This window comes from Sulfitobacter sp. M05, assembly GCF_029285175.1.
In the GTDB taxonomy this organism is placed as follows: domain Bacteria; phylum Pseudomonadota; class Alphaproteobacteria; order Rhodobacterales; family Rhodobacteraceae; genus Sulfitobacter.
In genome coordinates, this window is the sequence record NZ_JABEDH010000002.1 from 991040 (window position 1) to 1004226 (window position 13187).

At 58.1% G+C, this 13187-nt stretch carries 13 protein-coding genes; 4 read left to right on the forward strand and 9 right to left on the reverse strand.

Features of this window, described 5'->3' with window-relative positions:
• Window positions 1-81 precede the first annotated feature (81 nt).
• Complete coding sequence (locus tag HKX44_RS12980) at window positions 82-1509, reverse strand: aldehyde dehydrogenase family protein (RefSeq protein WP_276151749.1); 1428 nt, start codon at window positions 1507-1509, stop codon at window positions 82-84.
• A 154-nt stretch (window positions 1510-1663) separates the two neighbouring features.
• Here HKX44_RS12980 and HKX44_RS12985 point away from each other — a divergent pair, with 154 nt between their 5' ends.
• Complete coding sequence (locus HKX44_RS12985; RefSeq protein ID WP_276151914.1) at window positions 1664-2317, forward strand: peroxiredoxin; 654 nt, start codon at window positions 1664-1666, stop codon at window positions 2315-2317.
• Between the two features lie 165 nt (window positions 2318-2482).
• Here HKX44_RS12985 and HKX44_RS12990 read toward each other — a convergent pair whose 3' ends face one another.
• Both HKX44_RS12990 and pnp read right to left on the reverse strand, forming a co-directional pair.
• Window positions 2483-3271 (reverse strand): FkbM family methyltransferase, encoded by a 789-nt coding sequence (locus HKX44_RS12990; protein WP_276151750.1) that lies wholly within the window; start codon window positions 3269-3271, stop codon window positions 2483-2485.
• 223 nt (window positions 3272-3494) lie between these two features.
• Window positions 3495-5630 (reverse strand): polyribonucleotide nucleotidyltransferase, encoded by a 2136-nt coding sequence (gene pnp / locus HKX44_RS12995; RefSeq protein ID WP_276151751.1) that lies wholly within the window; start codon window positions 5628-5630, stop codon window positions 3495-3497.
• 377 nt (window positions 5631-6007) lie between these two features.
• Between pnp and HKX44_RS13000 the strand changes: the two genes are divergently transcribed.
• Window positions 6008-6424, forward strand: coding sequence for a VOC family protein (locus HKX44_RS13000; RefSeq protein WP_276151752.1), 417 nt, complete (start codon window positions 6008-6010; stop codon window positions 6422-6424).
• A gap of 198 nt (window positions 6425-6622) precedes the next feature.
• Window positions 6623-6838 (forward strand): hypothetical protein, encoded by a 216-nt coding sequence (locus HKX44_RS13005; RefSeq protein WP_276151753.1) that lies wholly within the window; start codon window positions 6623-6625, stop codon window positions 6836-6838.
• A gap of 55 nt (window positions 6839-6893) precedes the next feature.
• Here the strand turns inward: HKX44_RS13005 and HKX44_RS13010 are convergent, their stop codons facing one another.
• Window positions 6894-8009, reverse strand: a complete 1116-nt coding sequence (locus HKX44_RS13010; protein ID WP_276151754.1) for a serine/threonine protein kinase — start codon at window positions 8007-8009, stop codon at window positions 6894-6896.
• A gap of 102 nt (window positions 8010-8111) precedes the next feature.
• On the opposite strand from HKX44_RS13010, the gene HKX44_RS13015 reads away from it, so the two are divergent.
• Window positions 8112-9506, forward strand: a complete 1395-nt coding sequence (locus tag HKX44_RS13015; RefSeq protein ID WP_276151755.1) for an amidase family protein — start codon at window positions 8112-8114, stop codon at window positions 9504-9506.
• 86 nt (window positions 9507-9592) lie between these two features.
• Here the strand turns inward: HKX44_RS13015 and rpsO are convergent, their stop codons facing one another.
• The 5 genes from rpsO to truB all read right to left on the reverse strand — a co-directional run bounded on the left by rpsO (window position 9593) and on the right by truB (window position 13169).
• A complete protein-coding gene (gene rpsO / locus HKX44_RS13020; protein ID WP_276151756.1) occupies window positions 9593-9862 on the reverse strand; it encodes a 30S ribosomal protein S15 in 270 nt (89 codons plus the stop codon).
• 158 nt (window positions 9863-10020) lie between these two features.
• Window positions 10021-10989, reverse strand: a complete 969-nt coding sequence (locus tag HKX44_RS13025; protein ID WP_276151757.1) for a calcium-binding protein — start codon at window positions 10987-10989, stop codon at window positions 10021-10023.
• Between the two features lie 123 nt (window positions 10990-11112).
• Entirely contained in the window at window positions 11113-11619 is a 507-nt protein-coding gene (locus tag HKX44_RS13030) for a DUF1643 domain-containing protein (protein ID WP_276151758.1), read from the reverse strand.
• 97 nt (window positions 11620-11716) lie between these two features.
• On the reverse strand, window positions 11717-12226 hold the full coding sequence (locus HKX44_RS13035; RefSeq protein WP_276151759.1) for a GNAT family N-acetyltransferase: 510 nt from the start codon (window positions 12224-12226) through the stop codon (window positions 11717-11719).
• Window positions 12227-12263: 37 nt separating this feature from the next.
• Window positions 12264-13169: a tRNA pseudouridine(55) synthase TruB gene (gene truB, locus HKX44_RS13040; protein ID WP_276151760.1), complete on the reverse strand. Its 906-nt coding sequence runs from the start codon at window positions 13167-13169 to the stop codon at window positions 12264-12266.
• Window positions 13170-13187: the final 18 nt, after the last annotated feature.

Genomic DNA, 13187 nt, shown 5'->3' on the forward strand with positions numbered 1-13187 from the left:
GCCCGTTCTACATTTGCCATCGCTGGGCATGCAAAAGGGCCGCCCGAAAGCAGCCCTTCTTACATTAACACATAGTAAATGTTACTCTGCTGCCCAACCGGACACGGCTTTGACTTCAAGGAACTCTTCCAGACCAAAGACACCGCCTTCGCGGCCATTACCGGACTGCTTATAGCCACCAAAGGGTGAACCCTGCGCAAAACCGACACCGTTTGTTTCGACCATACCGGAGCGCAAGCGGCGGGCAACGCGGCGGCGCAGCTCGTCGTCTTGGGTCTGGATATAGTTGGTCAGCCCGTATGGCGTGTCATTGGCAATTGCGATGGCTTCTTCTTCGGTTTCGAACGGGATGATCGACAAGACCGGACCAAAGATCTCTTCTTGGGCGACGGTCATGTCGTTGGTCACATCGGCAAAAACTGTCGGTTTGACGAAATAGCCGCGGTTCAAACCGTCCGGACGGCCCAAGCCACCGGCGACGAGCCGTGCTTCGGCCATGCCTGTTTCGATCAGGCCCTGAATTTTGTTGAATTGGACCTCGGACACAACCGGACCGATATGTTTGCCTTCTTCTGAGGCGGGGCCGACATGGGTGTTCTTGGCCACATCCGCCGCCATTTCAACCGCTTCATTATAGCGGGATTTATGCACCAGCATCCGGGTCGGAGCGTTGCACGACTGGCCGGAGTTGCGGAAACAGCGGATTGCGCCGGCCTTGGCCGCTTTGGCATCGGCATCCTCAAAGATGATGTTCGCGCCTTTTCCGCCCAGCTCAAGCGACACGCGCTTGAGCGTATCAGCCGCAGCTTTGGAGATCGCGATGCCGGCGCGGGTCGAGCCGGTAAAGCTGACCATGTCCACATCTGGGTGGGAAGACAGTTGCGAACCAACACCGGGCCCGTCACCGTGCAGCATGTTGAACACGCCAGCGGGAAAGCCTGCTTCGTGCATGAACTCCGCAAACAGGTGGCCGGAGAGTGGCGAAACTTCGGAAGGTTTCAGGATCACGGTACAGCCCGTTGCAATGGCCGGGATCGCCTTGAGGATGATCTGGTTCATCGGCCAGTTCCATGGCGTGATCAGGGCACAGACACCAATCGGCTCAAGCAGTGTTTTCTCGGTGGCGGTAAAATCTTTCTCGAAAGAGAAATCCTTGAATGCCTTGAGGAAGCCGCCGATATGCCAGCTGCCTGCGCCAACCTGCTGGGCACGGCTCAGATCAATCGGGGCACCCATTTCCAACGACATGGCCTGTGCCATCTCTTCCTGACGTGCATCATAGATGCCGGCCAGTTTTTCCAACAGCGCCATGCGCTCTTCGCGCGAAGTCTGCGACCAGCTGTCAAATGCGGTGCGGGCCGCAGCAACGGCCGCGTCGGTATCGGCTTTGTCACCCAGAGAAATCACCGCACATTGTTCTTCGGTGGACGGGTCGGTCACGGCAAAATCATTTGCCTTGGCGGGGGAAACCCATGCGCCATTGATATAGAAATCACGTTTTTCCAACATGGTGGAACTCCTCTTGAAGATGGGGCACCCCTTGCGGGCTGTGCCGGTTTCCGCGCCACTGTGTCACCCCGCCGCAGCCGCCGCAAGGGGCTGGTTTGCGAAGGATAAATCACTACATAGGGACAGGATATTCACATTCCCACAGGAGGAAACCATGGGCTTGCGCATCAACGACACAATTCCGGATTTGACGGTAGAAACGGATAAGGGCACGATTTCGCTGCACGACTTTGTAGGCGACAGCTGGGCCATTCTGTTCTCGCACCCCAAAGATTTCACACCGGTTTGCACAACCGAATTCGGTGCCGTTGCGCAACTGGCGGATGAATGGGAAAAGCGCGGCACCAAGGTGATCGGCGTAAGTGTTGACGGAGTCGAGGATCACAAAAAATGGAAAGGCGACATCGAGCACGTCGCAGGGGCCACGGCCGGTTTCCCGATCATCGCCGATACCGGTCTTGAGGTCTCCAAAGCTTTCGACATGTTGCCCGCTGAGGCCTATATGCCGGATGGCCGCACACCTGCGGACAGCGCAACCGTGCGTTCCGTGTTCATCATCGGCCCTGACAAACAGCTGAAGCTGTCGATGACCTATCCCATGACTGTCGGGCGCAATTTTGCTGAGGTTCTGCGGGCGCTGGACGGTTTGCAGATGTCCACCAACAACGGTGTGGCGACGCCTGCGAATTGGAATGTCGGCGAGGATGTGATCATTCCACCAAGCGTTTCGGATGCAGACGCCAAGGCGAAATTCGGTGAGTTCGAGACCGTCTTGCCCTATCTGCGCAAAACCAAAGCGCCCAACTAAACCATCCGGCCTTTAACCTGAGCCATCATGTATCGCTTTTCGCGTTCGACCAAAGGGAGAGGCAGCGAAAGTGATTCATGTTTAAGGCGGGGCGCTTTAATTGTTGAAAACGTCGCGTCCCGGTCAATGGCCTGGGCGCGGCCTCTTCTGTCTTGGGGCGTGAGCTTAGCTCAGATCAAGCGGATCCATCGACAACAACAACATTGAATGGTTCCGCCCAACCGCATTGCTGATCGCACGAAACCGCGTCCTGCGGGCACGACGCATCGCATACATGTGACGATACCCAAGCGCGCCTGCCGCTGCCAAGGCGGGGCTTGTACCACCGGTGACGGAACGGCGGTCAACTTCCATCCCGATAACCGGCCTGTGCGTCGCCAGCGTTTTTGAGGCCCCTCTAATCACCTCGGCCTCAAGCCCTTCAACGTCAATTTTGACAAAGGACACGGCCCGTCCGTTCAGGCCAAGGTCAATCCCGTCGAGTGCCACAAGGGGCAGGTCGACCCGTTGATCCGCCGGGTGCCCTGTGGCGCTTGCCCCCGTGCCACCAAGGTTGCCCTCTGGCTGGATTGCGGTCAGCGTGTGGCTGTGATCAGACAGGCCCACGGGATGCACCGTGATGTTGGGGCGCAGGCGGGCATTGATCTGCAACAGGTCCAACGCCTTGCGGTTCGGCTCGAAGGCGTGAACATGGCTAAAATGGTCGGCGAAATTAACCGCGTGGTTGCCGATATTCGCCCCGATATCCAGACAGATGCTGTCGCGATCAAGCTTCGGGAACAGCTGGTGTTCCAACGCGTCCAGTTCCCGATAGGCAAACCGCCCGTCGATGTGCAATTTCAGGGTGATGTGGTCAAAGGCATAGCCTGCCAATGGCGGGCGACCGGCCGACCGATGTGACCGCGCTGCTGACTGCATCAGCTGTTTGAACAGGGCGCGATAAATTTGACGCATGGCGACTGGTTAAGCAGCGTAAATGCCCTTGGCAAGTGGCAAGGCAGCGATGTGACTTGGTGAAGGGCGGGTTTCACTTTGTTTTGTGGCGTAAAAACAAAGTGAACACATTTGCGGCATCGGCATTCTGCCAAAAATTTGTGCTGTCTCGCAAACCAGCATCCGCAACGCAAAAGCCCCGGCGTTTCCACCGGGGCTTTCGTATGTTTGCAAAACCGTAGGGTTACCCTTCGGCTTTTTCTTCCGGTTTCACTTCTTCGCCAGTTTCCTGATCGACAACTTTCATCGACAGGCGCACCTTGCCGCGGTCGTCAAAGCCCAGCAGCTTAACCTTAACTTCCTGACCTTCCTTCAGAACGTCGGAAGGGTGGTTCAGGCGGCGGTTTTCGATCTGGGAGACGTGTACCAGACCGTCGCGCTTGCCAAAGAAGTTCACGAAAGCACCGAAGTCGACGATTTTCACAACCGTCCCCGTGTAAACCATGCCTTCTTCCGGCTCAGCTACAATCGAGTGGATCATGTCGTAGGCTTTCTTGATCGCTTCGCCGTTGGGCGACGCAATCTTGATGATGCCTTCGTCGTTGATGTCGACCTTCGCGCCGGACACTTCGACGATCTCGCGGATGACTTTACCGCCGGAACCGATCACTTCGCGGATTTTATCCGTTGGGATCTGCATGGTTTCAATTCGCGGTGCATGCTCTGAGAATTCAGCCGCGCCAGTGATGGCCTTGTTCATTTCGCCAAGGATATGGATGCGGCCTTCTTTGGCCTGCGCCAATGCCTTTTCCATGATCTCTGGGGTGATGCCCGCGATCTTGATGTCCATCTGCAGTGACGTGATACCTGCTTCGGTACCGGCCACTTTGAAGTCCATGTCGCCAAGGTGGTCTTCGTCACCAAGGATGTCTGACAGGATCGCATATGATCCGTCGTCTTCCATGATCAGACCCATCGCAACACCGGCCACGGCCGCTTTCAACGGAACACCCGCGTCCATCATGGACAGGGAACCACCACAGACGGACGCCATGGAGGACGAGCCGTTGGATTCAGTGATCTCGGATACAACGCGTACGGTGTATGGGAAATCAGTTGGCGCAGGCAGAACCGCCTGAAGCGCACGCCATGCCAGCTTACCATGACCGATTTCACGACGGCCGGGAGGGCCCACGCGACCTACTTCACCAACCGAATAGGGAGGGAAGTTATAGTGCAGCAAGAAGTTGGATTTGAAGTTGCCGTGCAGCGCGTCGATGAACTGTTCGTCGTCGCCGGTGCCGAGTGTGGTCACAACCAAACCTTGCGTTTCACCGCGGGTGAACAGCGCCGAACCGTGGGTCCGTGGCAGAACGCCAGTCTCGGAAACGATGTCACGGATTTCGTCCGTTTTACGTCCGTCGATCCGCTTGCCCGTCTTGACCACGTCGCCACGCAGGATTGACGCCTCAAGGCCCTTCATCGCGGAACCAAGGTTGGCATCGGCCAGCTCGTCCTCAGACAGCTTGGACTTGATCAACTCACGTGCTTCGGCAACAGCTGTTGTGCGCTCTTGCTTGTCTGCAATCGCAAAGGCCGCGCGCATCTCGTTTTCGCCCGCTTTGGCCACAGCCGCAGACAATTCAGAGTAATCAACCGGCTGGAAATCAAACGGCTCTTTCGCCGCATCTTCGGCCAGATCAATGATCAGGTCGATGACTGGCTGAATGCTGTCATGCGCAAACTTGACCGCGCCGAGCATTTCTTCTTCGCTCAGCTCATAGGCTTCGGATTCAACCATCATCACGGCGTCTTTGGTGCCGGCAACAACCAGATCCAAACGCTGATCGGGGTTCATGCGCAGGTTCTGCATGTCGTCGATTTCAGGGTTCAGGATGTATTCGCCACCCTCAAAACCCACGCGGCATGCCGCAATCGGGCCCATGAACGGCGCGCCGGAAATGGTCAGCGCGGCAGAGGCGGCGATCATCGCAACCATGTCCGGATCATTGACCAGATCATGCGACAGAACAGTACACATCACCAGAACTTCGTTTTTGAATCCGGGCACGAACAGCGGGCGGATTGGACGGTCGATCAAGCGGCTGGTCAGCGTCTCTTTCTCGGTCGGACGCGCCTCGCGCTTGAAGAAGCCACCGGGGATTTTACCCGCGGCATAGTATTTTTCGTTGTAATGAACGGTCAGGGGAAAGAAGTCCTGACCCGGCTTTTGCTGGCGCGCGAAGGTCACGTTCGCCATGACGCTGGTTTCGCCCAGCGTGGCAATGACAGAACCGTCCGCCTGACGGGCGACCTTGCCGGTTTCGAGTGTCAGCGTCTCTTCGCCCCACTCGATGGATTTTTTCGTTACGTTAAACATCTACGTTTCCTGTGTTGGCCAGTTGGCCATTTGCATAGAGGCCGAATTGCCTCTGACTCCGGTATCTTATTTGGTCGGCGCTGGAGTCCGGGCGCCGGCTTTCAGATGTCGCGCGTGTACATCAGATTGCGGTCGAGGGAAAGAGTTGTGGTGCGGGGGTGGTTCTTTGGCAAAATGGCGCTGCACGCGCATATCGGACTGCGGGATTTGGGGCCAGTTGCGGCGTGGGCGTATGGCGGGGCCATTGATGCGAAAGGGGCGGCAAAACGCAGGCTGGGGGATGAGTTTGTGGTTCCAAGTTCCCCACGCGCACTGCAGACTGTTGCCGCAGATTGTGAATCGGCCCGGTGCCCAATTTCACGAAAGGAGCTTACAAAATGATTGCTTACGTCACTGTTGGTGCAGATGATATCGTTCGGGCAAAAGGGTTCTATTCCGCGTTTCTGCCCGCCCTTGGCTATGACCTGAAAGAAGGGCCAGAGGGGCTGAGCTTTGCTTTGCCGGTCGCGCTGGGACAATCGCCGGTTCATCCGGATTTCTATGTAAAACCAACATTTAACGGCATGCCGGCCACGGCAGGGAATGGGGCCATGGTCGCCTTTGAGGCCCGTGATCAACAGCAGGTGCGTGATCTACATGCCGCCGCCCTTGTCGCTGGCGGGCAGGACGAGGGCCAGCCGGGTTTTCGCCCCTCATATGGCCCGCGTTTCTATGTCGGTTACCTTCGCGACCCTCAGGGCAACAAAATCGCCTTGTTTTCCAGTAACCCGAATGAAGCAGGGCGGGACGGGTAGGCCACACAGGAAATCGCTCGAATTGGTACTTATGCGTGGCCAGATTCCCCAATGAATGACCGTTCCGCCTTGATTTTGTGCAGGGTGATCCTAACCAAAAGCAACATTTGGCCGATACGGTCATTTTAACCAAGCATTAACTCTTTTCAGGTGAAAAAGTGCTACCATTAAGGGAATCGCAACTGGGAGGATGCCAAGATGAAAAATCATGATTTGGAGCACCAGATGGAGCAGTTGGAGCGTGCGCTTGACGCGGCTTCCACACGAGAGCGGCTGAAACTTGCCCCTCATGTTCAACAGATCACCTGCCGGCTGGGCGCGCGGCACCAACCGATCCCGCGCCGCTTACAGAGCATCCAAAAAGTGCTGGAGCAGGAAGCCTTTGACGACATGTTCGACAACATGCCTGTCTAAATGGGCCGTCTTCTGCGCACGCAATTCGCTCGCGCCGAAGACGGCCTCCTAACGCTTACGCCGATAGGCTTGGGAAGTAGTCTTCGCAATCGCCCTCGCGGTACACATCCGCCGTGCAACAATGCAGCCCGCCGCCAAAGGCATAGGCATCGCGCAATTCGACCTCGATCACGTTCATCCCCAGCTTGTCCATCTGCTCTGCCTGATAGACCTCTGATTTCTCAACGCAGACGGTTTTCGGGTCCAGCACCAGCACGTTCATGCTCAGCCATGTTGAAGAATAACACAGCGGTGGCGGCGTGTTATGCGCGGGCTGGGCGGCGTCCACAATCTCCCAACCGTTGGCCTCAAACATGCCGCGCTGCTCTTCGGGCAAGCGGCGCTGCGGATTGTTCAGGATCAAACCGGGCCGCAGTGGGGTAAACGTCGCATCAATGTGAATCGGATAGGGATCACCGGGGAAATTCACCGTATGCACGCGGTGATCAGGAAAGTGCCGGCGCAGCCATTCGATGCCTTTAAGGTTCGTTGTGAACCCGTGCTGCACCACCAAATCACGCCCAAAACGCAACACGTCAGCAGCATCAAACAGTGGCTCTTCCTCTGTCGTGACAAAGAATTTTTGTGCGGCCCATTCCAACCGCTTGGCATCGCCAATCTTTTCGCTCAGATAATCAGGATGATAATCCGCATCGGTCAGCCGTGGCTTGGGCGCGCTCTCATGGCGGAAATTTGGGTCTTCGTCAAAATACCGCTGCATCAAGGGGCGATAGTTCAGATACTCAAACCAGCGACAGCGATAAGACATTGTTGCCTCAAGCATCTCTGATCCGACCGTCAGCAGCACGTCGCGCGGTGGCATACAGCCAAACTGGCTTTCGGTATGAAAGTCGGGCGTTGTCGCGGGTACGGAGTGATCAATCGACGTGGGCCGATCCACCCGCACGCCGCGTTTCTCAAGCATCGAGGCGAACCCATCCAGCAACTCATTCGCCCGGTCAATCGTCTCTTGCGGGCGTCGCCCCCATTGGCCGCGCATATCGCTGTCTTCGGGGACTTTGGCGTCCAGCGCGGGTTCTTCCGGCGGGATGTGGCAATCATCGGCGCGCCCCACAATCACATGTTTCAACGGGTCCCATTCGTTCCAGCTGTTCACCACGGTCTTTTGCATTTGCGCCCTCCCAAGCGTCTGGTTTGCAAAAGGCGTAAAAGCAAAGATGCACCTGTGCAAGTCCGGGTGTTCATGCCAGTCTGGCGAAAAATTGGGGGGCTTATGGAACTGTTTGAACGCAGTGCGACCGAAATCGCCAAACTTGTTGCAACCGGCGCAGCGACTGCGCGCGAGGTGACGCAATCGGTCATCACGCGCATGGATGCGGTGAACCCGGCGTTGAACGCCGTTGTGGCGCGCAATGATGACGAAGCGCTGCAAGCGGCGGATGCGGTGGACCGTGCCCGCGCGGCGGGCGATCCCCTTGGCCCGATGGCAGGTGTGCCGGTGACAACCAAGGAAAACGTCGATCAAACCGGCTTTGCCACCACCAACGGTTTGCGGCTTCAGAAAGACCTGATCGCCAGCAGTGACAACCCTGTGGTTGCCAGCCTGCGCCGGGCAGGGGCGGTAATTGTAGGGCGGACCAACACGCCGGCATTTTCACTGCGCTGGTTCACCCGGAATTCCCTGCACGGGCATACCAAGAACCCGCATAATGCGGCCATCACGCCCGGTGGTTCTTCCGGTGGGGCCGCTGCTGCCACGGCGGCGGGTATTGGTGCGATGGGCCACGGCACAGATATCGGCGGATCGATCCGTTATCCGGCCTATGCCTGTGGCTTGCAGGGCATCCGCCCGACCCTTGGCCGTGTTGCCGCCCGCAACGCCAGCGCACCGGACCGCCACATTGGCGCGCAGCTGATGGCGGTGTCCGGCCCTCATGCAAGATCTGTCGCGGATTTACGTCAGGCCCTGACGGTCATGGCCCAGCCGGATGTGCAAGACCCCTGGCATATGCCGGCCCCTATGACAGGTGCCGAATATCCCCGCCGCGCCGCGCTTTGTGTCGCCCCCGAAGGATTGAACACGCACCCTCTGGTGGAACAGTCACTGCGCGAGGCGGCGGCGCGTCTGACGGATGCCGGGTGGGAGGTGACCGAGGTGGACAGCCCGCCGTTCCGCGCGCCCGCGCGTTTGCAGGCACAATTATGGCTGGCGGAAATGGAGCGCGGAGCCAAAACCATGTTTGCACAAGAGGCCGATCCGGACGCGCTGCATGTGCTGGCAGAAATGCACAAGATCACCGCCTTGCCAGATATGAATCAGGTGTTGGATGCGCTTCAGGCCCGTTTGGGTTTCCTGCGCGACTGGGAGATGTTTCTGGCGCAATACCCGGTGTTGATCTGCCCGGTTTCCGCCGAACCGCCGTTTCCTGACCTGCTCGACCTTGCCGATTTCCCGCGCTGTCTTGAGGCGCAGCTGACACAGGTTGGCCTGCCGTTAATGGGGTTGCCGGGCATGTCGGTCTTCACCGGCTTTGCCGAGGGTGAGGCCGGCCACACCCCGATGGGCGCGCAGTTGATCGGCGGGCGCTACCGTGAGGATATCCTGCTGGATGCGGCAGAGGCGATTGAACAGCGCAGCCCGAAAATTGCGGTTGTGACACCAGCCTGATGCATCGACGAGAGTTGCCCTAGCAGACAAAAAAACCGCGCCTGAAGCAGACGCGGTTTTCTGTAACCTAACGGTCGGGCTGGCGCTTAGCGGCGCAGGCCCAGACGCTTGATCAGATCCTGATAGCGCGCTTCGTCTTTGCTCTTGGTGTAATCCAGAAGCTTACGGCGTGTCGCAACCATTTTAAGCAAACCACGGCGGCCGTGGTTGTCTTTTTTGTGGGTCTTGAAGTGTTCAGTCAGTGTCGCAATGCGCGAGCTCAGAACCGCAACCTGTACCTCGGGGGAACCGGTGTCGCCCTCTGTGGTGGCGAATTCCTTCATGATGCGTGCTTTTTCTTCAGCTGTAATCGACATCGGGGTCTCCTTTCAGAGTTTAGGGTTATGGCGCAGGCCGGGATGTCGTCCAGCACAGGCCCATGGAGGTGTTGCCCGTTGAAGGAATCAACAGGCGCCGGTGGCGTATAGGAAAGATTGGGGCCGATGGCAAAGTAATTTTGCAAGCGGGGCCAGCGTCACGCCCCGGTCAGGTTCATCGCCACAGCCGAGCTGAGCGGGATCAGTGAAATTTCAGCTACGGACAAGGCGGCTTGGCCGCTGACCTGCGCAACCACCTGATCCCCCATTCGCACTTGCAGCTGTCCGTCATTGTCAGGATCAGGCTGAACCGTCACCTCTGGCACATCGGTCTCTACATCGCTGTCGTCCCAGATGAACAAAAGTGTATCGTCTCGTGGTTCGAAATCGATGATCTGGGCCTGTGCGCCATCGCTGGCCCACTCACCCAGCGCAAACAGGTCACTGCCGTCACCACCGTGAAGCACATCACCGTGACCTGCGATGATCACATCATCGCCGCCGCCACCGTTCAGGAAATCCATCCCATCGGTGTCCAGCTCGCCGGCGTCATCTGCTGTACTGTCGAGGTTGCCGGCAGTGCCGCTTAGCGTGTCATTGCCCGCCCCACCGAACAGGGTGTCCTCACCGCCATCCCCGCGCAGCACATCATCGCCCAATCCCCCCGATACCGCGTCATCCCCCGCGCCGCCGGACAAATGGTCATCGCCGTCCGAACCGTTCAACGCATCATTACCATCGCCCCCCGCCAGGACGTCATCGTCATCCTGCCCGACCAATGTGTCGTCCAGTGATCCGCCATAAAGGTCATCATCCCCCGCCGCGCCGATCAGGCTGTCGTTGCCGGCGTCACCAACCAGGGTGTCATCGCCGCCGTCCCCGTGCAATTCGTCATCGCCGTCCCCGCCGGACACAAGGTCTTGACCGTCACCGGCACTGATCCGGTCATCGGCGTCGCTGCCCTGTATGTTTTCGGCCTGTTCCGATCCAAGGATCAGGTTCACCTGTTCACCGGTGTCCTCGGGGTGGGGAACCACCTCTTCTTCGCTTTCAACATCGTCGCTAATATCGACAAAGGCGGCGGCACTGACTGCCATCAGACCCATCAAACCAGCCAACCATAACATGCCAACACCCCGCCCAATGCGAAAAACGGCCCAATGCCGCAGCTTGATACAATCCACATCATCAGGCTTACGTCAAAGGGTATCGCGTTAACTGGTTAAGGATTTATGTTCTTTTACAGGGTGTTAATGCCATTCGATCGGCTGCTGCGCATAGGGCAGGTACAAGGGGTGCTTGGGGTGCCTCTCCTTGGACAATCCCAGATGAAATAGCGGGCGGTCCAACCCGTGCAGCAGTTCCGCCACCTCTGGGCCACGCCCGCGATGCGCGCCATGCACACCCCATGCGGCGATGATCTGATCTGCCCATGCGGTGCCGTCGCGCAGGGTGGCGTCATTTTGCGGCCCCACCGGATCCTCTGCGGCGCGCATGTCGCGTGGATCGGTGGCGCGCCATGCAAAGATATTGGTGACGCGAAATCCGCCAAAGCCCAGATGCCGCGCCCGCCGTTCACAGCGTTCGACCGTCGGATCGTTTTGCACCTCGGTGGCGGTCGAGGGGTTGAGCATCACGAACAGCACCTTGGGCTGCGTCCTATCCCACACCCGCGTCAAGCTATAGCGATACCTTTCGCAATCCGAATAGACTGCGGTCGAGGGCGCGTCGCCTTTGGTATGGCTGCGGGTGATCATGAGGTGGTTCTGACAGGGCGACGGCTGCGGCGCAAATGGAAACCGACTAGGGCCTGTGGACATTCATCACGTGCCCTCAGCGCGAGAGACCCGAGGTTCAGGTAAACCGGTAAGAATAGACGTTGTTCAGATAGCCTTGATCTTGAACACGAAAATAGGTCTCTCCAACGTGTTCAAAACCTTGCGCGCGGTAAAAGGCGATTGCCGGTGCGTTTTCGGCATTGGTTGTCAGCCAAACAGCATCCTTGCCCTGATCACGACAATGCCGAAGCGCAGTGTGCAACAGGCGCTTGCCAATGCCTTTGCCGTGGTGGCGCGGCTGCACATAAAGCGTCGCGATTTCTGTCGTTGAACATCCCTCAACGGGGGGCTGGGCATTAGAGGTGACGCGAATAAAGCCGTCAATTCCCTCGTCGTTTTGGGACACCAGAATAAACTGGTCAGGGTCAGAAATCAGCGCCTCTGTCTTTCGAGTTGTGAATTCCTGCAACGCATAGTCAGCGAAAAACGCAGTGACCCCGCGCTTCAGGTAAGTGCCAAGCCAGACCTCGATCGAAATCGCCGCAATGCTTGAGGCATCCGAAAGCTGCGGCGATCTAAGTGTCATTTTGCGGGGCTCTCCCTGTGAATCCTTCAGGTCTAAGTTACGTGTTAAACACGCGACTGGGGTGCAATTCACCCGCTTTAAACCGCCCGACAGCCACGGCCACCCCATCAAACGAGGCCCAGCATTCATCCCCGTATTCAACATCATGGGCAATCACCATGCCGGGGTTGCCGTTGCGCAGCTTCACCGCGCCCTCGGCTGTGGCTTTTACCTCGGGCAGGTCTGCCAACCCCTGTTCCAAAGGCAACAGATGGGTGTCCAGTTCGGGGGTGCGCGCCATCGCTTCGATCTGTTCAATGGTCAGCCCGTCGCCCGCGTCAAACGGCCCCGACCAGATCCGGCGCAATTCGCGCACATGACCATAACAGCCCAAAGTCGCCCCCAGATCCCGCGCGATAGAGCGTACATACCCGCCTTTGCCGCAGACCATTTCAAGCGTCACATGATCCGCGTCGGGACGGTCTGTCAGCAACAGGCTTTCCACAAACAACGGACGCGCAGCCAGCTCCATTTCCTCGCCGTCGCGGGCGCGCTTATAGGCGCGTTCCCCGTCTATCTTGACGGCGGAAAACTGTGGCGGGACCTGTTCGATATCACCGATGAAAGCGGCCAGCGCCTCTTTGATGGCTTCGTCGTCAGGGCGCAGATCGGAGGTCTTCAGAACCTCGCCTTCGGCATCGTCGGTGTTGGTCGATACCCCAAGGCGCACCGTGAATTCATATGCTTTCAGCGCATCAGTGATATAGGGTACCGTTTTGGTCGCCTCGCCCAGCGCAATCGCCAGCACGCCGGTGGCATCGGGATCAAGCGTGCCGGCATGGCCCGCCTTTTTCGCCTCAAGCGCCCAGCGCACCTTGTTGACCACCGCCGTCGACGTTGGCCCCGCCGGTTTATCCACCACCAGCCAGCCCGAAATATCGCGTCCCTTGCGTGTGCGTCCCATGATGCCCTCTTTGTTCAA

What these genes read in the sequence shown, in the direction of transcription:
- HKX44_RS12980 (WP_276151749.1), bottom strand. Translation starts at nt 1,509, where the DNA reads ATGTTGGAAAAACGTGATTTCTATATCAATGGCGCATGGGTTTCCCCC.
- HKX44_RS12985 (WP_276151914.1), top strand. Translation starts at nt 1,664, where the DNA reads ATGGGCTTGCGCATCAACGACACAATTCCGGATTTGACGGTAGAAACG.
- HKX44_RS12990 (WP_276151750.1), bottom strand. Translation starts at nt 3,271, where the DNA reads ATGCGTCAAATTTATCGCGCCCTGTTCAAACAGCTGATGCAGTCAGCA.
- pnp (WP_276151751.1), bottom strand. Translation starts at nt 5,630, where the DNA reads ATGTTTAACGTAACGAAAAAATCCATCGAGTGGGGCGAAGAGACGCTG.
- HKX44_RS13000 (WP_276151752.1), top strand. Translation starts at nt 6,008, where the DNA reads ATGATTGCTTACGTCACTGTTGGTGCAGATGATATCGTTCGGGCAAAA.
- HKX44_RS13005 (WP_276151753.1), top strand. Translation starts at nt 6,623, where the DNA reads ATGAAAAATCATGATTTGGAGCACCAGATGGAGCAGTTGGAGCGTGCG.
- HKX44_RS13010 (WP_276151754.1), bottom strand. Translation starts at nt 8,009, where the DNA reads ATGCAAAAGACCGTGGTGAACAGCTGGAACGAATGGGACCCGTTGAAA.
- HKX44_RS13015 (WP_276151755.1), top strand. Translation starts at nt 8,112, where the DNA reads ATGGAACTGTTTGAACGCAGTGCGACCGAAATCGCCAAACTTGTTGCA.
- rpsO (WP_276151756.1), bottom strand. Translation starts at nt 9,862, where the DNA reads ATGTCGATTACAGCTGAAGAAAAAGCACGCATCATGAAGGAATTCGCC.
- HKX44_RS13025 (WP_276151757.1), bottom strand. Translation starts at nt 10,989, where the DNA reads ATGTTATGGTTGGCTGGTTTGATGGGTCTGATGGCAGTCAGTGCCGCC.
- HKX44_RS13030 (WP_276151758.1), bottom strand. Translation starts at nt 11,619, where the DNA reads ATGATCACCCGCAGCCATACCAAAGGCGACGCGCCCTCGACCGCAGTC.
- HKX44_RS13035 (WP_276151759.1), bottom strand. Translation starts at nt 12,226, where the DNA reads ATGACACTTAGATCGCCGCAGCTTTCGGATGCCTCAAGCATTGCGGCG.
- truB (WP_276151760.1), bottom strand. Translation starts at nt 13,169, where the DNA reads ATGGGACGCACACGCAAGGGACGCGATATTTCGGGCTGGCTGGTGGTG.